General features: G+C 64.1%; 17 protein-coding genes. 7 read left to right on the top strand and 10 right to left on the bottom strand.

Features of this window, described 5'->3' with window-relative positions:
- Positions 1 to 78: 78 nt before the first annotated feature.
- A complete protein-coding gene (locus AC1D02_RS08425) occupies positions 79 to 579 on the bottom strand; it encodes a hypothetical protein (RefSeq protein ID WP_477315666.1) in 501 nt (166 codons plus the stop codon).
- A 520-nt stretch (positions 580 to 1099) separates the two neighbouring features.
- Here AC1D02_RS08425 and AC1D02_RS08420 point away from each other — a divergent pair.
- From AC1D02_RS08420 to AC1D02_RS08390, 7 genes are all read left to right on the top strand, one after another.
- Positions 1100 to 2389, top strand: a complete 1290-nt coding sequence (locus AC1D02_RS08420) for a nucleotide sugar dehydrogenase (protein WP_477315664.1) — start codon at positions 1100 to 1102, stop codon at positions 2387 to 2389.
- 64 nt (positions 2390 to 2453) lie between these two features.
- Positions 2454 to 3491 carry an SDR family oxidoreductase gene (locus tag AC1D02_RS08415; protein ID WP_477315662.1) on the top strand — a complete coding sequence of 346 codons (1038 nt, stop codon included), beginning with the start codon at positions 2454 to 2456 and terminating at the stop codon, positions 3489 to 3491.
- A gap of 70 nt (positions 3492 to 3561) precedes the next feature.
- Positions 3562 to 4962: a TIGR03013 family XrtA/PEP-CTERM system glycosyltransferase gene (locus AC1D02_RS08410; protein WP_477315660.1), complete on the top strand. Its 1401-nt coding sequence runs from the start codon at positions 3562 to 3564 to the stop codon at positions 4960 to 4962.
- A gap of 31 nt (positions 4963 to 4993) precedes the next feature.
- The gene (gene prsK, locus AC1D02_RS08405; protein WP_477315658.1) at positions 4994 to 7069 is read left to right on the top strand and encodes an XrtA/PEP-CTERM system histidine kinase PrsK; all 2076 of its coding nucleotides are present in this window, start codon (positions 4994 to 4996) and stop codon (positions 7067 to 7069) included.
- An 18-nt stretch (positions 7070 to 7087) separates the two neighbouring features.
- A complete protein-coding gene (gene prsR, locus AC1D02_RS08400) occupies positions 7088 to 8446 on the top strand; it encodes a PEP-CTERM-box response regulator transcription factor (RefSeq protein ID WP_477315656.1) in 1359 nt (452 codons plus the stop codon).
- A 16-nt stretch (positions 8447 to 8462) separates the two neighbouring features.
- A complete protein-coding gene (locus tag AC1D02_RS08395) occupies positions 8463 to 9218 on the top strand; it encodes a YdcF family protein (protein WP_477315654.1) in 756 nt (251 codons plus the stop codon).
- Between the two features lie 23 nt (positions 9219 to 9241).
- Complete coding sequence (locus AC1D02_RS08390; RefSeq protein ID WP_477315652.1) at positions 9242 to 10615, top strand: right-handed parallel beta-helix repeat-containing protein; 1374 nt, start codon at positions 9242 to 9244, stop codon at positions 10613 to 10615.
- On the opposite strand, the gene AC1D02_RS08385 is transcribed toward AC1D02_RS08390, so the two are convergent.
- The 9 genes from AC1D02_RS08385 to AC1D02_RS08345 all read right to left on the bottom strand — a co-directional run bounded on the left by AC1D02_RS08385 (position 10561) and on the right by AC1D02_RS08345 (position 20340).
- Complete coding sequence (locus AC1D02_RS08385) at positions 10561 to 13014, bottom strand: hypothetical protein (protein WP_477315650.1); 2454 nt, start codon at positions 13012 to 13014, stop codon at positions 10561 to 10563. The two genes, AC1D02_RS08390 and AC1D02_RS08385, sit on opposite strands and share 55 nt — an antisense overlap.
- Positions 13011 to 13652 carry a tetratricopeptide repeat protein gene (locus tag AC1D02_RS08380; RefSeq protein WP_477315648.1) on the bottom strand — a complete coding sequence of 214 codons (642 nt, stop codon included), beginning with the start codon at positions 13650 to 13652 and terminating at the stop codon, positions 13011 to 13013. The genes AC1D02_RS08385 and AC1D02_RS08380 overlap by 4 nt, the downstream gene beginning before the upstream one ends.
- A 2-nt stretch (positions 13653 to 13654) precedes the next feature.
- The gene (locus AC1D02_RS08375) at positions 13655 to 14944 is read right to left on the bottom strand and encodes a glycosyltransferase (protein WP_477315646.1); all 1290 of its coding nucleotides are present in this window, start codon (positions 14942 to 14944) and stop codon (positions 13655 to 13657) included.
- Positions 14945 to 14955: 11 nt separating this feature from the next.
- Complete coding sequence (locus AC1D02_RS08370) at positions 14956 to 15810, bottom strand: hydrolase 1, exosortase A system-associated (RefSeq protein WP_477315644.1); 855 nt, start codon at positions 15808 to 15810, stop codon at positions 14956 to 14958.
- Entirely contained in the window at positions 15807 to 16649 is an 843-nt protein-coding gene (locus tag AC1D02_RS08365) for a hydrolase 2, exosortase A system-associated (RefSeq protein WP_477315642.1), read from the bottom strand. Before AC1D02_RS08365 ends, AC1D02_RS08370 begins: the two co-directional genes overlap by 4 nt.
- Entirely contained in the window at positions 16646 to 16897 is a 252-nt protein-coding gene (locus AC1D02_RS08360; protein ID WP_477315640.1) for an acyl carrier protein, read from the bottom strand. Before AC1D02_RS08360 ends, AC1D02_RS08365 begins: the two co-directional genes overlap by 4 nt.
- Positions 16898 to 16899: 2 nt before the next feature.
- A complete protein-coding gene (locus AC1D02_RS08355) occupies positions 16900 to 17985 on the bottom strand; it encodes a GNAT family N-acetyltransferase (RefSeq protein ID WP_477315638.1) in 1086 nt (361 codons plus the stop codon).
- Positions 17982 to 19097, bottom strand: a complete 1116-nt coding sequence (locus tag AC1D02_RS08350; RefSeq protein ID WP_477315636.1) for an aminotransferase class I/II-fold pyridoxal phosphate-dependent enzyme — start codon at positions 19095 to 19097, stop codon at positions 17982 to 17984. The genes AC1D02_RS08355 and AC1D02_RS08350 overlap by 4 nt, the downstream gene beginning before the upstream one ends.
- Before the next feature lie 214 nt (positions 19098 to 19311).
- Positions 19312 to 20340 carry a polysaccharide deacetylase family protein gene (locus AC1D02_RS08345; RefSeq protein ID WP_477315634.1) on the bottom strand — a complete coding sequence of 343 codons (1029 nt, stop codon included), beginning with the start codon at positions 20338 to 20340 and terminating at the stop codon, positions 19312 to 19314.
- Position 20341: the final 1 nt, after the last annotated feature.

Raw genomic sequence — 20341 nt, 5'->3', positions numbered from 1 at the left:
ATCGCCTTACGAGGAAGAGCTGTTAAGGAACTATGCCCCAGCCCGCCGCAAAGCGGCGCCAGCCAGGGGCTGGAAACGTTACTCGACCGCGGCCACCAGCACATGACCGTCACTTGTCGCCATCGTACCTCGGCCATCGTAATCGAAGGCGGAGGTCGCGCTGTTGAACGTCACGCCGGCCGGCAAAGGTGTTCCGGCGAGGGACAGGGAGAACGCTTTAACGTTCGCCGCACTGACATAACCGGCAATCGAAATGCTCGAGGCCGCCCCCTGCGTGAACAACAGCGGAGGAATCGGCAGCCACGTCGGCGCCGGCGTCATTTCGACGACGGAAACTACGGCGACTGGCGCGGCAGGCGCCGCTACTGGCGTGGCCGGCTGCACCGGCGCGGGGGCCGCCGGCGCAGGTGTCGCAGTTGCTGTCGTACTGGCCCCGCCGCCGCACCCCTGGAGCGCAAGCGAGGCGGCGCTGGCGCCGAGCAGGCCGATGAAGCCGCGCCGCGACAGGCCGCTCGAGACGGTGGTGGGGACGCCGTGCTGGACGGTGGAAGGTGATGACGATTCGGTAAAATGTTTCATTTGCAATTTGTGTAAGAGATAAGCGATGCTCTCAAAGCATAAAGTTTCCGTCTGGAATTATCTCAAGCTTCGCACAAATCAGTGCATGTTGCCGCAAGTCATTAGTAACAAAATGCGGAAAATGTTGCCCTATAGAATGAAAGACGGGGAAATGTTATTGTATAGAACCGTATCCTCTGCGCCACAGTGCACGTGGGCAAGCCTTACTTGACGAACCGGGATGCTAAGATTGCAGCCTTCTCGCCTTAGGCTAAGCTGGACAAAGTAATATTGTTGGGGCCGCTGCAGCGCATATACTGTCGGTATCGATGCTGCTCGATCCGTGTCTGGCCGGTTTGCCTTGGAGGAGGACTACGGTAACGCGGGATGTGTCCGACAGGTTGTCTGAGAGGCAACATTATCCTGCGGATCGCGTTACCTTTTGATAAAACTAATTGCTTACAGTTGAGTCGTGCGCTCTTATGTGCTATATTGAAAGTTAATATAATAGCAAAAATTGATTCTTGAACGGAACGCCATAATGAAATCAGATGACATCGTAGCGGTAGTGGGACTTGGTTATGTCGGCATGCCGCTGGCAGTGGAATTCGGCAAGAAGCGCAACACCATCGGTTTCGACCTGTCGCAGCCGAAGATCGACAGTTACAAGAAATTCGTCGACCCGACCGGCGAATTGTCGACCGAGGAACTGAAGGCGGCGCGCCACCTGTCGGTCAGCACCGACGCCGCGACCCTGGCCCAGGCCGACTATATTGTGGTCGCCGTGCCGACCCCAGTCGACGCTGCCCACAATCCCGACTTCACGCCGCTGGCCGGCGCCAGCAAGACCGTCGGTCTGCACATGAAGAAGGGCGCGATCGTCATTTTCGAATCGACCGTGTACCCGGGCGCCACCGAGGAAGTCTGCATTCCGATCCTGGAACAGCATTCCGGCCTGAAATGGAAGCAGGATTTCAACGTCGGCTTTTCGCCGGAGCGCATCAATCCGGGCGACAAGGAACGCACCCTGACGACGATCACCAAGGTGGTGTCCGGCGACGACGCCGACACGCTCGAGCTGGTCGCCACGCTGTATGAGTCGATCATTACCGCCGGCGTGCACCGCGCCTCCAGCATCAAGGTAGCCGAAGCGGCCAAGGTGATCGAAAACACCCAGCGCGACCTGAACATCGCGCTGATGAACGAACTGGCGATCATTTTCGACAAGATCGGCATCGACACGCTGGAAGTGCTGAAGGCGGCCGGCACCAAGTGGAACTTCCTGCCCTTCCGCCCGGGCCTGGTCGGCGGCCACTGCATCGGCGTCGATCCGTATTACCTGACCCACAAGGCCGAAATGATCGGTTACCACCCGCAGGTGATCCTGGCCGGGCGCCGCATCAACGACGGCATGGCCAAATTCGTAGCCGAAAAGACCGTCAAGTCGATGATCGCCGCCGGTTTCCACGTCAAGGGCGCCAAGGTCAACGTCATCGGCCTGACCTTCAAGGAAAACTGCCCGGACCTGCGCAATTCGAAAGTGGCCGACATCGTCTTTGAACTGCAGTCGTATGGCCTTGAAGTGACCGTGTTCGACCCGGTCGCATCGAGCGCCGAGGCGCAGCACGAGTACGGCATCGCGCTGACCGAGTGGGCCGACCTGCCGCGCGCCGACGCCTTTATCGCCGCGGTGCCGCACAAGGAAGTGGTGGCACTGAACCTGGCCGACATTCAGTCCAAGCTCAACGACGGCGGCTGCTTCATCGACGTCAAGTCCCAGTTCGACCAGCCGGCGCTCGCGGAAGCCGGTTTCAGCGTCTGGCGCCTGTAAGCGCTCACGTTTTGAAGCGCGGCGGCAGCGCGGCGCTGGATGCACCAAGTTTAGGAAAAGTACAGTGACGAAATATGACGACATCCAGCGGCAACTGCGGGCCCATGAATACCACTGGCTGGTAACCGGCGCGGCCGGCTTCATCGGCTCGAACCTGGTCGAGGCCCTGCTCAAGCTGGGCCAGCGCGTGACCGGGCTGGACAATTTCGCCACCGGTCACCGCCACAACCTCGACCAGGTTGCAGCGCTGGTCGGCGCCGACGCCTGGCGCCGCTTCACCTTCATCGAAGGCGACATCCGCCAGCTGGCCGATTGCGCGCGCGCCTGCGAAGGCGCAGATTTCGTGCTGCATCAGGCCGCACTGGGATCGGTGCCGCGCTCGGTCGCCGACCCGATCACCACCAACGAGGTCAACATCAGCGGTTTCCTCCACATGCTGACCGCCAGCCGCGACGCCAAGGTCAAGCGCTTCGTCTACGCCGCGTCAAGCTCCACCTACGGCGACCATCCCGACCTGCCCAAGCGCGAAGCCGTGATCGGCAATCCGCTGTCGCCGTACGCCGTCACGAAATACGTCAACGAAATGTACGCCAATGTGTTTGCGCGCACTTACGGCTGTGAGTCGATAGGCTTACGATATTTCAACGTTTTCGGTCCTCGCCAGGACCCGCACGGCGCCTACGCCGCGGTGATCCCTTTGTGGGTCGCCCAGCTGATCGCCAACCAGCCCTTGCGCATCAACGGCGATGGCGAGACTAGCCGTGATTTCTGTTTTATCGACAACGTTGTGCAGGCCAACCTGCTGGCCGCGCTGGCCGGTCCGGAAGCGGCGAACGAGGTGTACAACGTAGCGCTCAACGAACGCACCAGCCTGAACCAGCTGCACGCGATGATGTGCGAGTTGCTGGCCGAACGCTTCCCGCATGTGCGCGCGCACCGGCCGGAGCATGCGGGCTTTCGCGCCGGCGACGTGCGCCATTCGCAGGCCGACATTTCGAAAGCGGCGAGCCTGCTCGGCTACGCTCCCAGCCACCGGATCGGCGCGGGGCTTAAGCAGGCGATGGACTGGTACGTCGACAATCTGACAAGTAACACCAAGTGATCGATCAGCAAGGCAGCCAGGCCGGGTTGGCAAGCGGCACTGGACTGACAAGAAGAAGCGGGAGATTGATGTGTTAAAAATATCCAATCACTATGTGTCGAAGATCGTCTTCGTGCTGCTGTTCGTCGAAGTGCTGGTGCTGTTCGGCGCCGCCTACGCCGGCGCCGCTGTGCGCCTGCTCGACCCGAGCGCGCCGAAACTGGCCCACCTCGATCACTTCTTCACCTCGGCCGCCGCGTTCGCCGTCGCCATCGTGTTCTCGATGAGCGCGATGGGTATGTACCAGCTCAATTTCAGCGAAGGGCTGCGCAATCCCTTTTTCCTCAAGCTGATGCCGTCCTTCCTGATGGGCTTCGTGATCCTGACGCTGGTGTTCTACATCGCGCCGGAACTGTACTTCGGGCGCGGCATCCTGCTGCTGGTGTTCGTCATCGCCGCCTGCGGGATTTTCCTCGCGCGCATCATCTTCTTCAAGACGTCCGAGCTGCGCTTCCTCGAGTCGCGCATCATCTTCCTCGGCGGCGGCCCGCTGGCCAAGGAATGCAGCGACCTGGCGGCCCAGAGCAACAAGTACCACAAATACGACATCGCCGGCTTCATCGCGATTCCCACCGAAGAACTGTGCGTGCCCGCCGACAACCTGCTGCAGGTGCGCGACGGCGACTCGCTGCTGTCGCTGGCCAACCAGTACCACGTCGAAGAGATCGTCGTGTCGGTGCAGAACCGGCGCGGCGGCTTCCCCATCAAGGAACTGCTCGACTGCAAATTGCAGGGCCTGAAAGTGACCGACGCGGCCACCTTCTTCGAGCGCGAAACCAACCAGATCCGGGTCGACTCGCTGCAGCCGTCGTGGCTGGTGTTCGGCGGCGGCTTCGACCAGAGCTTCATGCGCACCTTCATGAAGCGCGGCTTCGACCTGGTGTGCAGCGTGATCATCCTGGTGGTGTCGCTGCCGGTGATGCTGGTCACTGCGCTGCTGATCTACCTGGAAGACGGATCGCCGGTGTTTTATTCGCAGGAACGGGTCGGCAAAGACGGCAAGCCGTTCAACGTGCTCAAGTTCCGTAGCATGCGCAACGACGCCGAAAAGGGCGGCAAGCCGCAGTGGGCGGCGCAGAACGACCCGCGCGTGACGCGCATCGGCAACTTCATCCGGCGCGTGCGCATCGACGAATTGCCCCAGGTGTTCAACGTGTTCAAGGGCGAGATGTCGTTCGTCGGCCCGCGCCCGGAGCGGCCGTTCTTCGTCGAGCAATTGATCGAGGTGGTGCCTTACTATAACGTGCGTCACAGCATCAAGCCGGGCATCACCGGCTGGGCCCAGGTGCGCTATGGCTACGGCTCGTCGGCCGAGGACGCGCTGCAAAAGCTGCAGTACGACCTGTATTACGTGAAGAACAACAGCCTGTTTCTCGACGTCCTGGTGCTGATCGATACCCTCAAGGTGGTACTGTTCCGCAGCGGCCGCTGACCTGCCTCACCGACCACCGGGATAGCCGATAGTGATTAATGTCACCAGTGTCAGCTACGCGATCGCCGCGCTGGCGTTCGCGTTGCTCAGCGTGCTGCTGATGACCAGCTGGCGCGCCCGCACCCACGGCATTGCACTGTTGCTGTCCTCGGTCGCCACGGCGGTGTCGAGCGCGCTGCTGGCATGGGACGCGCAGGCGGGCAACCCGTGGTCGGTACTGACCGACAGCGCCGACATCTTGCGCAACGGCGCCTGGACCGCTTTCCTGGTCATCCTGATCGGCCACTTCCGCGATGCCGACAGCGCGCTGCCGTACCCGCTGCGTCCGAGCCTGCTGCTGATCGGCGCCGCCTATCTGCTGTTCCTCGGCGCCACCGTGTCCGGCCAGATCAACCTCGAGACAGTCACCGAGCTGGGGTTCATGCCCAGCGTGGCGGCGCGCGTCGGCCTGTCCGTGCTGGGCATGCTGCTGGTCGAGCAGCTGTACCGCAACAAGTCTGAGCAGGAGCGCTGGGCCATCAAGTTCGCCTGCCTGGGCATCGGCGGCATGTTCGCTTACGATTTCTACATGTTCAGCGACGCCATGCTGTTCCACAGGGTCAATCCGGAAATATGGGCCGCGCGCGGCGCGGTCAATGCGCTGACGGTGCCGCTGATTGCCGTATCGGTCGGGCGCAGCGCCACCTGGGCCACCGAGCTGGCGCTGTCGCGCCGCGTGATGTTCCATTCGGCCGCGCTGTTCGGCTCGGCGATCTACCTGCTGACCATGGGCTCGGCCGGCTACTACCTGCGCTACTTTGGCGGCAGCTGGGGATCGGTGATGCAGGTGACGTTCTCGTTCGGCGCGCTGGCGCTGCTGGTCGGGATCCTGTTCTCGGGCACCTTCCGGGCCTGGCTGAAGGTGTTCATCAGCAAGCATTTTTACAGCTACAATTACGACTACCGCGAAGAGTGGCTGCGCTTCACGGCCACCCTGTCCCAGCCGGGGCCGGGGCTGGGCGACCGCGCGGTGCAGGCGGTCGGCGCGCTGGTCGAAAGCCCGGGTGGGTTGCTGTGGGTGGGGCGCGAGTCGGGCAACTTCGAACCGTCCGCGAACTGGCAGGTGGCGCCGTCCCACGTGGTCGAACCTGCCGATTCGGCGTTCTGCCGCTACCTCGAGTCGAGCCAGTGGGTGGTCGATTTGCAGGAATATGCCCTGGTGCCCGAGAAGTACGACGACGTGCCGATGCCGGACTGGCTGGCTACCCTGCCGCGCGCCTGGCTGATCGTGCCGCTGATGATGCAGGGGCGCCTGTTCGGCTTCATCGTCCTGCAGCAACCGCGCAGCGCCATCAAGCTGAACTGGGAAGTGATCGACCTGCTGAAGATCGCCGGCAGCCAGGCCGCCAGTTACATGGCGCAGTACGACGCGGCCAACGCGCTGATGGTGGCGCGCCAGTTCGAGTCGTTCAACCGGATGTCGACCTTCGTGGTGCACGACCTGAAGAACCTGGTGTCGCAGCTGTCGCTGCTGATGTCAAACGCCGAGCGCCACAAGCACAACCCGGAATTTCAGCAGGACATGATCGAGACGGTCAATTTTTCGGTGCAGAAGATGAAGCTGCTGCTGCAGAAATTGAGCCGCACCGTCGCGCCTGAGCGCGCCGGCGCGCTGCCGATGGAGAGCCTGTTGCGCCAGGCGGTGGCGCTAAAGGCGGCGTTCGAGCCGAAGCCGGTGCTTACCGTGGTCGACCCAGGCCTGGTCGTCAACGCCGACTGGGAGCGGCTGGAACGCGTGGTCGGCCACCTGATCCAGAACGCGATCGAGGCGACCGCCAAGAACGGACGGGTCGGGATCGAACTGGCGCGCGACTGCCAGACGGTGCTGATCCGCATCAGCGACACCGGCGAGGGCATGAGCGAGGAATTCATCCGCGAGCGCCTGTTCAAGCCGTTCGAGACGACCAAGTCGGCCGGCATGGGCATCGGCGTGTTCGAGAGCCAGGAATACATCCGCGAACTGGGCGGCGAGCTGAACGTGACGAGCGTGCCGACGCTGGGCTCGACCTTTACCATCACCCTGCCGCTGTTGCGGCAGGAAGCGCCCTTCATCAATCAAGCCGCATGAAGCACCGAGGATAGATCCGTGACCCTGACCAAACAAAAACTGCTGATCATCGAGGATGATCCCGGTCTGCAAAAGCAGCTGCGCTGGAGTCTCGACGCTTACGACGTGGTGGTGGCGGGCGACCGCGAAAGCGCGCTGGCGCAGATCCGTCGCCACGAGCCGGCGGTGGTCACGCTCGACCTGGGACTGCCGCCCGACGCCGAGGGCTCGACCGAAGGCCTTGCGACCTTGCAGCAAATTCTCGCGCTGGCCCCGGACACCCGGGTGATCATGTTGACAGGCAACCAGGAGCGCGGCAACGCGGTCAAGGCCATCGCGCTGGGCGCCTACGACTTCCACCAGAAGCCATGCGACCCCGAGGTGCTGGGCCTGGTCATCGAGCGCGCCTTCTTCCTGAACGCTCTGCAGCAGGAAAACCGCCGCATGCAGCAGTCGCAGGCCGATTCGCCGATGTCGGGCGTGATCTCGCGCGACGGCGGCATGCTCAAGGTGTGCCGCAACATCGAGAAAGTGGCGCCGACCTCGGCGTCGGTGATGATCCTGGGCGAGAGCGGCACCGGCAAGGAAGTGCTGGCGCGCGCGCTGCATGCGCTGTCCCCGCGCGCTTCGCAGCGCTTCATGGCGATCAACTGCGCGGCGATTCCGGAGAACCTGCTCGAGAGCGAACTGTTCGGCTACGAAAAGGGCGCCTTCACCGGCGCGGCCAAGCAGACCAAGGGCAAGGTCGAACTGGCGCACGGCGGCACCTTCTTCCTCGACGAGGTGGGCGATCTGCCGATGGCGCTGCAGTCGAAGCTGCTGCGCTTCCTGCAGGAGCGCGTGATCGAGCGCGTCGGCGGCCACGAGGAAATTCCGGTCGACGTGCGGATCGTCTGCGCGACCCACCAGAAACTGAAGGACCTGACCGCCACCGGGCGCTTCCGCGAGGACTTGTACTACCGCCTGTCCGAGATCGTCGTCACGATTCCGCCGCTGCGCGACCGCATTGGCGACGCCGCGCTGCTGGCGCACCACTTCAAGAACAAGTTCAGCGCGGCCGAATCGCGCGCGGCGCTGCACTTTTCCAACGAGGCGCTGGTGGCGATCGAGGCGCACCGCTGGCCGGGTAATGTGCGCGAGATGGAAAACTGCATCAAGCGCGCCGTCATCATGACCGACGGTCAGACCATCGGCGCCGACGACCTCGGGCTGTCGGTGGCGGAAGAGGACGAGCCGCTGAACCTGCGCCAGGTGCGCGACGAAGCCGAGTACAAGGCGATCATCAAGGCGCTGGCGCGGGTCGACGGCAACATCGTCAAGGCCTCCGAGCTGCTCGGCATCAGCCGGCCGACCATGTACGATCTGCTGAACCGGCACGCGATCAAGGCAGGCAACTGAGCCCGATGCGATGGACGTGAGCGGCGCACCCGCCGCGCTGGTCAAGGCGCTCTTGCTGCCGCCGGCCAGCCTGCTGCTGCTGTACGCGGCCGGCGCGCTGGCCGCCCGGCGCCGGCCCCGCCTCGGCAGGCGCCTGTGCCACGGCGCGGTGGCGCTGCTCTACCTGCTCAGCACCGGCGCCGGCGCCTGGCTGCTGGGCCATCCGCTCGAAGTGCTCGAACCGGCCCTGGCCGGGCCAGCGCCGCAAGCGCAGGCGATCGTCGTGCTGAGCGCGGGCAGGATCAGGCACAGCCCTGAGTTCGGCAACCGCCCGGTTCCCGACTTCGTAGCGCATGAACGCATGGCCTACGCGGCAACGCTGGCGCGGCGTACCGGGTTGCCTGTGCTGATGACCGGTGGGCTGCTCACCGACCATCCCGACGAGGAGCCGCTGGCGCTGGGCATGCAACGGGTATTCCAGGACGCCTACCGGCTGCCGGTGCGCTGGACCGAAAATGCCTCGACCAACACGGCGGAAAACGCCAGCCTGTCTGCGGCCATCCTGAAGCGCGACGGGGTCTTGCGCATGATCCTCGTCACCGACGCGATGCACATGCGGCGCGCCCGCCGCGCATTCGAACGCGAAGGCATGACCGTGACGCCCGCTCCGACTTTTTATCTCGCTTCGCGCCAGTTCGACCCGTTCGACCTGCTGCCGACCGCGGAACACCTGCGCCGCTCCTGTTACGCCTTGTACGAGTGGCTTGGGCTGCTGCGCTACCATTTTCACTGAAGTCGGACACCACGATGCGCTTATTGACCACAATCGGAAAGTGCGCGGGCGGCGCGCTGGTCCTGCTGGCATTCACCGCTGCCTGCGCGCTCTGGTTTCTCGACTGGAAGGGCGTGACCCCGCGCATGCTGGCGCGCGACCAGCCATGGGCCGCCCCGGCGTTGCTGGCTGTGGAACGGCGCGCCGGCGGCGTCATCGCCATGGATCCCCTGACGATCGGCGCAGGCCCGGCGGGGCGCGCGCCCGCCGCGCAGAGCCGCGCGGTCGCGGTGTCCAGCGCCACCGCACTGCGACTGGCGATCGCGGCGGCCTTGCCGGGCGACGTGATCACACTGGCGGCGGGCAGCTACCGGATCGCAGGCACCGCGATCGCGGTCCACCGGCCGGGCGCCGCGGCCGCGCCGATCACCGTGCGTGGCCCCGTTGCGGGCGGCGCCGTCATCGAAATCGACACGGTAGAAGGCTTCGTCGTATCGGCGCCGTACTGGCGCTTCGAGCACCTGTCGCTGCGCGGCGTGTGCGGCCGCCACGGCAATTGCGAGCACGCCTTCCATGTGGTTGGCGGCGCCCATCATTTCACCGCTTTCGGCAATGCGATCGCCGACTTCAACGCCCATTTCAAGATCAACGGCAGCGACGGACAGTATCCTGATTACGGCACGATCGACACCAATACGCTCGACAACAACGCGCCGCGCGACACTGCGAACCCGGTCACGCCGATCGACCTGGTTGCGGCCAGCCACTGGCGCATCCGGCGCAACCTGATTGCCGACTTCATCAAGCTGGGCGGCGACGGCATCAGCTACGGCGCCTTCGCCAAGGGCGGAGGCGCGCACAACCTGTTCGAGCAGAACATCGTCTGGTGCGAACGGCGGCTGCGCGGCCTGCCGGGCCAGCGCGTCGGGCTGTCGCTGGGCGGCGGCGGGACCGCGCCTCAGTACTGCCGCGACGCCAGGTGCGTCACCGAGCAGGACGACAGCGTGATCGCCTCGAACCTGGTCGCGTCGTGCTCGGATGACGGGGTGTACCTCAACAGCGCGGCGCGCGCAACGGTGGTGCACAACACGCTGGCCGGCACCGCCGGCATGACGCTGAGCGCGCCCACCACCGCCGCGAACCTGGAAGGCAACCTGGTGGACGGGCCGCTGCGCAGCCGCGGCGGCGCGATCGCCCACGCGTCCGACAACCTGACGCGCCCGGTCGCCTGGCGCTATTTCGGGCTGGAGCGGGGATGGCTGGGTGCTGACGGCCTCGCGTGGATCGGCGCCGCGCCGCGGCGTGCGCCGGCCGCGGCGCCTCCCTCGGACCTGTGCGGCGCCACGCGGCCCGCGGCGCCGACCTATGGCGCGTTCGAAGACTTTTCCGCTTGCCGCGCGGCTGCCTCTACCAGGTGATCCGCGACGCCTTCGCGCCGCACCCGGCGCCGGCTGGCGCCTCGCGCGGACGGCTCCCTGGCCGGACGCAGCATCGCGGCCGAGGCCACCAGGAAGAACACCAGGGTCAGGCGCGGCACGTCGAACAGGCTGTCGAAGGCGCCGACCGTCAGGAAGCCGGCCAGCGAAGCGAGGTAGATCGCCGCCGCGGACTCGCCCTGCAGCGCGCGGGTGGCGAGCTCGCCGCATAAATACAGGAGCAACAGCGCCATCGTCACCAGTCCAAGCCAGCCCTGTTCGAAGATGGTATTGACGGCGAAATTCTTGACGTGCCAGGGGAAGTGGTTGCGGTCGCTGCTGAAGAACCAATGGTCGTTGGCGGCGGAAAAGTCGCCGTTGCGCAGCAGCTCTGCGCCGCCCGTGTCGCGCAGGCTCAACTTGCCGATGTCCACCGTGCCGGCGCCGGCGATCGACACTTCCATCTGCACTGGGCGCGCCAGCAGGCCCCCGCCAGCGGTGGCTTGCAGGTCCGCCTCGTAGCGATGCCACGCGCCGGCGACCTCCGACAACTTCACGGGCGCCGCGACGCAGTTCTCCGCGTACAGCATCCAGCGTTCGCACAGCGCAATTGAGATAGCCGCCGTGCTTCCGGTGTGGCGCACGTCGACACCCAGACGGTAGCGTGCGCCCGCCTTGACCGGCGTTCGCTGCAGCAGGCGCAGCACCTCGCCGAAGCCCGCCGCGTATTGCGGCGCGCCCAGCCGCAGGAACCGGTTGCCGCCTTCCCGCTCATAGCTAAAGGCGCCCGGCAGCTCGTTGTGGGTATTCCTCCAGGCGTAGGTCTCGGGATAGCGCCCCAGTCCCATGCCGAACAGGCCGGTGGCGGCATCCGGATCCATCATCCCTATCGCTTCGCGCCAGTGGCGCATGCGCACGGCGAGGTCGTCGCCGACGGTGGCGAAGCGGGCGCCGGCGTAGTAGCTGGACGTTACCGGAATCACGGTGGCGAGCACGATCGCGCAAAAGAACATGAGCGTCAGGCTGCCCCGGTTCAGCCGCACGAAGGGGCGCGCCATGCGCCGGTTGGCCACCACCGCGGCGCCGGCCAGTGCAACGACGACGGCCGCGTCGACCAGCGCCGGCGTGCCGCCCCAGTGCGCGGCGACCAGGCAGCCGCCAAGTGCCAGCGCGGGCAGGGCGCCGCCGGCCAGCGCCAGTCCCAGTGCGGCACGCGTCGGATCGGACCACAGCAGCAATACGCTGGCGCCGGCAAAGACCGCGGCGCTCAGCGCAAAGCCGATGTACACGCCCTGACCAAGCATCCATGCCAGCAGCACCGTGATGGCGACCAGGCCGAGCGCGCAGGCGGCGCTCAGGGCCGGCTTGTCGAACCGCGCCGCGGCGCCGGACACCACGACTGTCGCCGCCAACAGCACGAGCGCACAGGCGAGGCTGCGGTAGCCGCCGCTGGCGAACACCTGGACCAGCGCGATCGCCGCGATGGCGAGCAGCGCGGCGGCCCCGAACGCCGTCGCGGCGCCCAGCTCGCCCTGGCGCGCGCGGCGCGCCAGCAGCAGGATCAACACGATGGCGCCCGAAACGCCGTAAGCGAGGTAAATGTCGCGTGAAAAAATCGTCAGTCCCGCGTAGCAGCCCAGCAGTAACAGCAGCATCGCCAACGCCGCTTTCACGCGCGACCGGACCTCCACAAACCATGCGGCGACGAAGGGGAAGCTGATGGCCAGATAAGCATCGAGCGCCGCGCCGCCGGTATGCATGGCTGAGAACGTCGCGGTGGGACGGTAATCGCTGGCGAAATTGAACAGGCCGGGAAACAGCAGGCGTTCCCATATCACCGCCAGGCAGGCGCCGGCCAGCCCGAGCAGCATGCCCGGAATAAAATAGCGCGCCAGCCCTGACAGGTCGTGGCCCGCGGCGCGGCGCAGCAGCGGCAGCAGCAGCAGCGCCCAAGCCAGGCCCTTGGCCACGCGCAGGCTGTTGAAGTGGCTTGAGTAATTGGCGAACGCATTGGCGTCCAGCGGCGCCAGCGGCAGCAGTCCGATGACGGCGGCGATGGCGAACGACAGCGCAAACAGCGCAAGCGACCAGCGAAAAAATGCCGGCAGCGCGGCCGGGCGGTCGTCGCGCCGGAAGCGTGCGAAGCCGAAGGCCGCCGTGGCCATCAGCAGCAGGTCAAGCTCGTCCAGGTAGAACCAGCCGGTGATGGGCGCCAGGTCGAGCACCGGTAGCAGCGCCGGCACCACCAGCAGCCACGAATCCGGCCGGCGCCACAGCAGTGCGCCATACGCGATCAGCGCGGCGGCGAGCGCGAATTTATTGAACGGAAAATAGTTCGCAGCCCAGCCCAGCGCGGCGAGCAGAAGGACGGCGCAGAGTTTGGGCAGGAACGGCCGCATCACTCGGTCGGCTTGTCATCCCACTTTCCCAGGGCGATGAGCTTGTTTTTCAATCCCGGCAGGGGAAATTTCAGTGCGTACGCTTTTTTCGCATGCATCAGCGCCTTCTCGTAATCCTTGGTTCGGAGGTAGGCGAGCCCGGCGTTGTAATTGATCGTCGGATTGTCCGGCTCCAGTTCCACGGCGCGCTTGAATTCGCGCACTGCTTCTTCGACCTTGCCATGGGCGAACATGTGGTTGCCATAGATCGCGTGTACCATCCCGTCGCTCGGCGCAAATTCAAACGCGCGCAGAAAATAGCAATCCACCGGATATTTGGCGCCTGACGGCTGCATCTTTTTCTCGATCAGTCCTTGGCGCGACATGCTCGCCAGCGCCCTGTGGTGGTTCGGCCAGACGACCAAAGTGTAGCTAAGGTCGCCCGCGATCCACGAAGAGTTGCCTTTAATGTTGTTCTCCACCTCGGGCGTAAAATGGGCACGTTCGACGATATCGATTTCGAAGGGCATGCTAGCAGCCTTCCTATAATCGAACGGCCCGAACGCTGTCTTTAAGCTGCCGCACAGTTTCAACTGGGCGTGGGCGGTTCCGGTTGCCAACAAGGCGAGCACAGCGAGAGCAAGCGAAATGCGGTTTTTCATCGTTAGTCCTTTCGATCACATCTTAGCGCGGGATCGCTCGTTGACAAACTAGCTTTCACGTCGGCGCCCAGCGCTATCTTGTCGAGTAATTGCGCCAACACCCGAGTGCGCGTAAGGCGCGAGTTAGCGCCGATAGTCTCAGCATTCGCCACCGGTGCCAAGTTCGATTCAGCCAGTTTCAGGAAACGGGTAATTGTGGCAATGATGGCATCTTTCTCATCCAGTGGGGCAATTGTGTCGATACCGGCGGCGTGCAGCGTAGCGGCGGTGTCGCCGATGGGATCGGTGAGCGCCAGGATCGGACGTCGGGCCCGTAAATACTCATACAGTTTGGCCGGAACCTGATGATTGCAATTGCTCGCTTGAAGTATTAGCAGGGCATCGGCGCTGAGCATTTCCTCGAGTGCCGCGCGGTAGGCGACATGCGGCGCCAGCGACACGATTCCGCCAATGTCATACTTTTCGATCAAGGTTGCCAGATAGCCGTCATGCCCTGTGGCGCGTAGTAGCAGGCGGAACTTCGCATCGGAGATTGTGCCATCCGCCTTGAGTGCCGTCAGCGCCTCGAACAGGGGCACCGGGTCGCGTTCGGACGGATAGATCACGCCGCTGTGGACCATCGTAAATGGGCGGCCGACTAGCGACGCGGGCCGGGGGCGCCGCTCGGCATCGGCAAAGTTCTCCTCGTCGAAGGCGTTTTCGATCAGCGCGAAACGCGACAGCGGGACGTCCGGGAAGCGCCTCTTGTAGGTCTGGATTGCGCCGGGCGTGGTGCACACCACCACGGTGGCGTGCATCACCGTCCTGGTTTCGATCCATCGATAAACGCGGCGCATTGCGGGATTGGACGGATAGGCTTCGTCGGTCATCGGATCGCGCATGTCGGCCACCCAGGGGATGCCGGTGAGCCGGTGCAGGCAATATCCGATCAGGTGCGCGGTGGCGATCGGGTAGGTCGACCAGATCACTTCGGGACGGTAACGGCGGACCATGCGCAGGCCGGCCGGCACCGCTCCCAGTAGCCACGATGCCCAGCGGTCGGGCAGCGCCAGCAAGCCGGGATAGCGGCCCTTGAACGACAGGTGGCGCGAGGTGTCGAGCGCAAACGCACGGTGCACCGGCACGTCGGAAGGAATCTCTCCCAGCTGGTCCGGCCCTTGGTTGGCGAAGGCGCGCGGGGAAGCCGACAGGACCGCGGGCAGCCAGCCGAATTGCGGCAAGTATTGGGCGAATTTAAGCGTGCGCTGGATCCCGCTGCTGCCGCGCAGCGGTGGAAAGTGGAAGGCGATCATCAGGACGCGTCTTACCATGATGTGACCCAGTCCAACGTCCATGCCGCAACCTGGTCGCGCCAGTCCCGGCGCGAAAAGGTGTGGTCGGCGTCGGCCAGCATCTCGCGCCGGACACGCGGTTCGGCTAATACGCGCCTCCATGGTTCAGAAGCATCCACCGTATCGAGGAATTCGCGGGCCGTCAGGTCCTTGGGGCTGATGATCAACAATACTTTTCCTTTAAAATCGGTGATGCCGGCGAGCATGCGCGCCGGCAGGGCGAGCGCGCAGGCCGCCTGAGTTATGCCGGCGGCGGCAGGAGCGCTGGCCGCACTGCTCGCGACCCGCAGGAATGCGGCAGCGGCAGCGCCGAAGTCGAAACGGCCGCTGGCGATCTTTTTCCACAGTGCCGGGTTGAACAGGCGGTCCCGGTAGTAATGCTTGATAGTGGCCTTGGCCAGGCCGGCGTCGGTGCGGACCCAAGGGTTCAACAGCACAATGCCGGTGACTCGGGCATCGATCGCGGCGTAAAACAATGCGGCCGAGGCGGCATCGCACAGGCCCCAGATCACCACTTCGGATACTTCCGGGACGGCGCGCTGGAAGTGGTCGATCGCCGCGCCCAAGTCCTCGTCGACCGATTCGAAGGTGCGCGCATCGCCTTCGCTGTCGCCCATGCCGCGATAATCGAAGCGCATCGCGGCGATGCCTTGCTGCGCCAGACTACGCGCCAGCAAGGTGAACTGACGATGGCTGCCGGCTCGGTATTGAGGGCCCCCGACGACGATTAGCACGCCACGCTTTCCCGGCTGTGATGGCACGCTAGCCACGCCGTACAGATGCTCACCCCGGCAGGAAAAATTCAGCGCAAGATCACGGTAAGTCATAGCGCGCCACCGGAAAAGACCGTTCTTGTGGCCGCCAGAAGCGCCGGCGACTCGGTGATTTCCTGGGCCGCCCAGAATGGCGGGCAGGGCACTGCGTGAACGCGCACGGCGCCATTTGCTTTCTGCCAGGCGTCAGTGACCCGCGCCGCGGCTGGCGGCAATGGGCAGTCGGTCGCGGAAACGGCCTCGAACCAGTGGGCCGGGACGGTCGGAGGCGTCAGCGCGGCCAAGTCGAGCGCGTCGATGGCGGCGACCAGCTCTGGCGCCAGGCAGTAGCCGGCAATTTCCAGCGTCGCGCCTGCCTGCAGGCTCGCGCGCAAGGCCTGGGTGCCGCCGCCTTCCTTGCCTTCGCCGATCATGTCGCTGGCCACGCGCAGGCGCAGGAACTGCGTCATGAAAGTCTTGCCGTTCAGTACAGGCTGCCACAGCACCAGCGCCGCCACCGGCTCGGCTGCGGAGGCGGCGTAGTCCGTGGCGAGCAGAGCGCCCAGCCTTAATCCCCACAGCGTTATGGGGCGCTCCAGCCGCTTGAGCAGCCAATTGTGCGCGAGGGCCAGATCGCTCTTCCAGATGGACCAGCGCGCGTCGCCGAAATCACCGCTGCTGTCGCCGCAGCCGTGCAGGTCAATCTGCAGCACTCCGAAACCCATGGCGGCCAGTTCGCGCGCTTGCATGGCCGCCATGCGCCGTGTCTTGTTCATTTCTTCGGCGAAGGGATGGACGTAAAGCACCGCGCCGCGGCAGGCGCCGCCCGGCGGGTGGAACAGGCAGAAGCGCTGCTCCCCTTCTACATCGAGGAAAAACGCTTCGGCGCCCCCGGCCGCACCCGCTTCGCTCATGCCGCCAGTTTTTGCGCGACGAACGCGCTCAGTGTGCCGACTGTCTCAAAAGTACTCGCGCTGATCTCGTCGTCTTCCACCACGATACCGAATTGCTCTTCGAGGGCCGTGATCAAGTTCACCACCGCCATCGAGTCGAGTTCTGGAATGCTGCCGAGCAGCGCCGAATCCGGATTCAGTTCGGCTTTTGCTTCATTGCTCAGGCTCAGGACGTCGCCCAGGATATTTTTTACTTCGTCAAAATACATAATTACTCCGATAGTTTGCCCTGCTCGACAGGGAGCGTTTGGGGCAATGTGGAACGGCGCCGCGAAAGCGAGGCGGCCCGGTTGTTGATCAAGGTGTGAAGCTGGCGCAAGGCCGGCCAGCGATAGCCGGTCAGGTGGTACATGGTGCGGACGTCGTCGGTCCAGCGCAAGTGCCACTCCATCACCCTGCCGTAGAATTCGAGCGACTTGAATCGGCGTTCATCGAAAAGCTGCTGGCAAGTTTCCTCGCGCATCAGGAAGGCGGGCGAGAACTGATTGCCGCGCGATTCGTCGTAGGCTGTCTTGAGTACGACCATGCAGCCAAATCCTTCGATGCACAGGTTCATTGCTACCACGTCGCCATCGAAGCGGTAGAGAAGGATGCTGCCGGCGCCGCGCGCGCAAAAGTTTTCCATCATTTTTTGATAGAAGCGTCCCTGCGCATTGTCGGCATTTACTGCCGTGCCGATTCCAGCCTTCCAGCCGGTACTTTCGAGCCGTCCGTACTCGGCGATCGCCGCGGCGACACCCTCCGGCGCACGCAAGGTCTCCAAATGCGTCGTCACGCCGTCCTTGAGCAATTTGGTGCGCTGTTTCTTCAGGTTGGCGCGCAGATTCTTGCCGCGCGCGTTCCAGTATTCGTCGAAGGTGCCTTCGATCTTGATGCGCGCCGTCTGGATGTAATCGACAGTCTTGATTGCTTCGCCGTCCGCAGGACGCGGTTCGAGCGCCGGATCGCGCTGGGTCAGTCCGATCACTAGCGGGAAACCCGGCAGGGCGCGCGCCAACTCGGCCAGCGCGGCGCCGAGGTCGGTGCCGGGACGGTGCATCCACATGCCGATCGGCGCCTGGGACGGCTGGAAGGTGTCCCACTTGGCGGGACGGCGCGGCGCCATGATCGCCATCGCGGCGATGGCGCCGCCGCTCCGGTACACCCCCAGCAACTCCTGACCGGTACTGAATTCGGCGATCAGTGGCTGCACGAATTCGGGTTGCAGCAAAGGGGACGCGCAGGTTTCGGCATTGAATTGCGCCCAGACACCCGCAAGGGAATCGAACTGGGCAATTGGCAGCAGAGTCCAGCTCATGTTGAGGGCGCTCCGTGCGAAAGCATCGCTTGTCTTATCTGACCGACCATCCAATCAACTTCCTCATCTGTTAGCTCTTGGTGACACGAAAACGATATGATGCGGCGCGACAAGTCGACGCTGTTCGCGCACACGCTGGCATCCACCCCCGGCCACAAAAATTCTCCGAATCGGATGATGGGCACGCCCTGCATCTTGAGCGCGATGAACACCGCGTGCGCGTTGTCTACCTGAAGCGGGAACACCCACGGATACACCCGATCAGGCAGCGCCGGGAACAGCGGACGGCAGCCAAGGGTGCCCCCCAGCGCAGCTTCCATTTTGAGGTAATTCTGGCGGCGCCGGGCGCCCATTCTGCGTCGCGACACGACCCGCAGCAGCAAGCGTGACATCGCCGAGGAGCGTTTGCCAATCCACTTGGGGTCGAAGCTGAAGCTGCCATCGGACGAGCCTGGGGCGAGCCCGGGGTCGGCAATGCCCTTGCGCGCCTTCATTTTTCCCCACAACAGGTCTTTTAATGCCATTGGCAACAAGAGTAATAGTTTGAGCAGGCCGAGTCGCTTGTACTCGAACGCTTCCTCAAGCGTATTGATCGCCGACTTCACTTCGAACCCCAGGCCGGCGGAATCGAGTTTGAGCGCGCTGAGCGAATGGCGCGCCGAAATCAACGCTCCTCCTTCGAACATCGGGAAAAACTTCATGCTGCTGGCGATCGCATAATCGCCGAATGAGCCCACCGGACGCCCGTCGTGCTCACCGAGGAAACAATGGGCGCAGTCTTCGAGCATCAGCAGGCGATGCTCGTCGCAGAATGCGCGGATGGCCGATAGGTCTTGCGGAAACCCAAAATAATTCGCGGCAAGGATCAGCTTGGTCGAACCGGTGATTTTGGTGGCAGCATCGCCGAGATCGACCGAGGTGTCCGGTTTCACACGGTAGAAAATGGGCGTCGCGCCCGACCACACCACGGGCTCGATCATTGACGCGCAATGGTAGGCAGGGACCAGCACCGAGTCGCCCGGGCCGATATTCATCTGGCGCAGCGCCTCGGCGATCGCGACGCGGCCACTGGTGAGAAGGCGGCGGTCGCCCGCATCGAGCACCGACGGCACACGCCGTCCCAAGCGCGGCAGGAATGCGGCGAGCGAGAGTACCGGGTGAGTCGGTATTCGGGCTGGAGGGAAATCGGCGGGAGAATATTGGTTCGTAGCTGACGGATCGGGGCCCGCGATTGCGCAGCTGATGGGGGGACTGGCCATGGGTTCCTATTGATGCTTTGATTTCGCAAAAAATTTCAATTTTAACATTGCAAGTATAACGGCCACTTTAAGTACGGTCGAGCGCAACTGTATGCCCGTGATGGGGCAAGTTGCGCAACATGCGAACGGTGAATCGCAGTTCGTCACGGTCCCACGGGGTAAAGCGTGGCAACTGGAACAGGTCGCTACTGCTCGATGCTGCACCCCACGAGGTGCTGACCGCAGCCTCGAAACCGACCTCCTTGACGATCGCCACATCGTCGGCGAGATAATCCTGCCCGGGTTTGCCGTTTGGATAAGCGAACAGGCGCACCTTGTCCCCAATCATCTGTTCCAGTTCGGCCTTGCCGTCGGCGATTTCGGCGCGTGCTGCCGCGCGGTCGAGGCGGGCGACGATCGGGTGGTTGACGGTGTGCCCGCCGATTTCCATGCCGGCCCGGTGCATTTCGCGCACCTGTTCGCTTGTCATCATCAAATCCTTACGCAGGCTGGCGCCAAGCAAGTCGCACATCGCATCGACGCGCTCCTGGCGCTCTTGAAGCGGCAGGTACTTGAGCGCGTTCAGAAGCGTGTCAATCGCGCTACGGCGGCTGGCCACGCTGTCGAGCGTAAACTGGCCCAGCCCTAGCGGGCCGAGGTCAATGTGCGCCGGCGCGTTGCGCACCAGTTCGATGACGCTGTCGTTCCACATCCGCCCGCCATTAAGAAAGCCGGTGGCCACAAAAAAAGTGGCGCCCACACCGTGGCGCTGCAGGATTGGCAAAGCGATTTCTGCGTTATCGGCGTAGCCGTCGTCGAAGGTGATGCAGGCCGCGCGCGGCGGCAGGCCTCCACGCTTTAGCAGGTGCACAGCTTCGCTCAGCGGGATCAGGTTGAAGCTCTGCTTCAGGAAACGCAGGTGCTCATCGAAGCGCGCGGCGTCGATTTCGCCTGGGAACAGCGGGTCTGGCTGCGGCAGTACACGATGGTAAATCAGGATCGACAGCCGATTGCGCAGCGGGGTGAGCGACACCATGCCGGCCAGCGCGCGGCACGCAGCGGACAAAATGGTGAGCGAGCGCCGCTTGGCGCCAGGATTCAAGAGGGCAAGGGGCATG

The sequence above is a fragment of the Massilia sp. P1_C10 genome, from assembly GCF_056406475.1.
This window is presented reverse-complemented; position numbering and strand designations above follow the sequence as displayed.

What these genes read in the sequence shown, in the direction of transcription:
- AC1D02_RS08355 (WP_477315638.1), bottom strand. Translation starts at nt 17,985, where the DNA reads ATGAGCTGGACTCTGCTGCCAATTGCCCAGTTCGATTCCCTTGCGGGT.
- AC1D02_RS08360 (WP_477315640.1), bottom strand. Translation starts at nt 16,897, where the DNA reads ATGTATTTTGACGAAGTAAAAAATATCCTGGGCGACGTCCTGAGCCTG.
- AC1D02_RS08365 (WP_477315642.1), bottom strand. Translation starts at nt 16,649, where the DNA reads ATGAGCGAAGCGGGTGCGGCCGGGGGCGCCGAAGCGTTTTTCCTCGAT.
- AC1D02_RS08345 (WP_477315634.1), bottom strand. Translation starts at nt 20,340, where the DNA reads ATGCCCCTTGCCCTCTTGAATCCTGGCGCCAAGCGGCGCTCGCTCACC.
- AC1D02_RS08425 (WP_477315666.1), bottom strand. Translation starts at nt 579, where the DNA reads ATGAAACATTTTACCGAATCGTCATCACCTTCCACCGTCCAGCACGGC.
- AC1D02_RS08375 (WP_477315646.1), bottom strand. Translation starts at nt 14,944, where the DNA reads ATGATCGCCTTCCACTTTCCACCGCTGCGCGGCAGCAGCGGGATCCAG.
- AC1D02_RS08370 (WP_477315644.1), bottom strand. Translation starts at nt 15,810, where the DNA reads ATGACTTACCGTGATCTTGCGCTGAATTTTTCCTGCCGGGGTGAGCAT.
- AC1D02_RS08380 (WP_477315648.1), bottom strand. Translation starts at nt 13,652, where the DNA reads ATGAAAAACCGCATTTCGCTTGCTCTCGCTGTGCTCGCCTTGTTGGCA.
- AC1D02_RS08420 (WP_477315664.1), top strand. Translation starts at nt 1,100, where the DNA reads ATGAAATCAGATGACATCGTAGCGGTAGTGGGACTTGGTTATGTCGGC.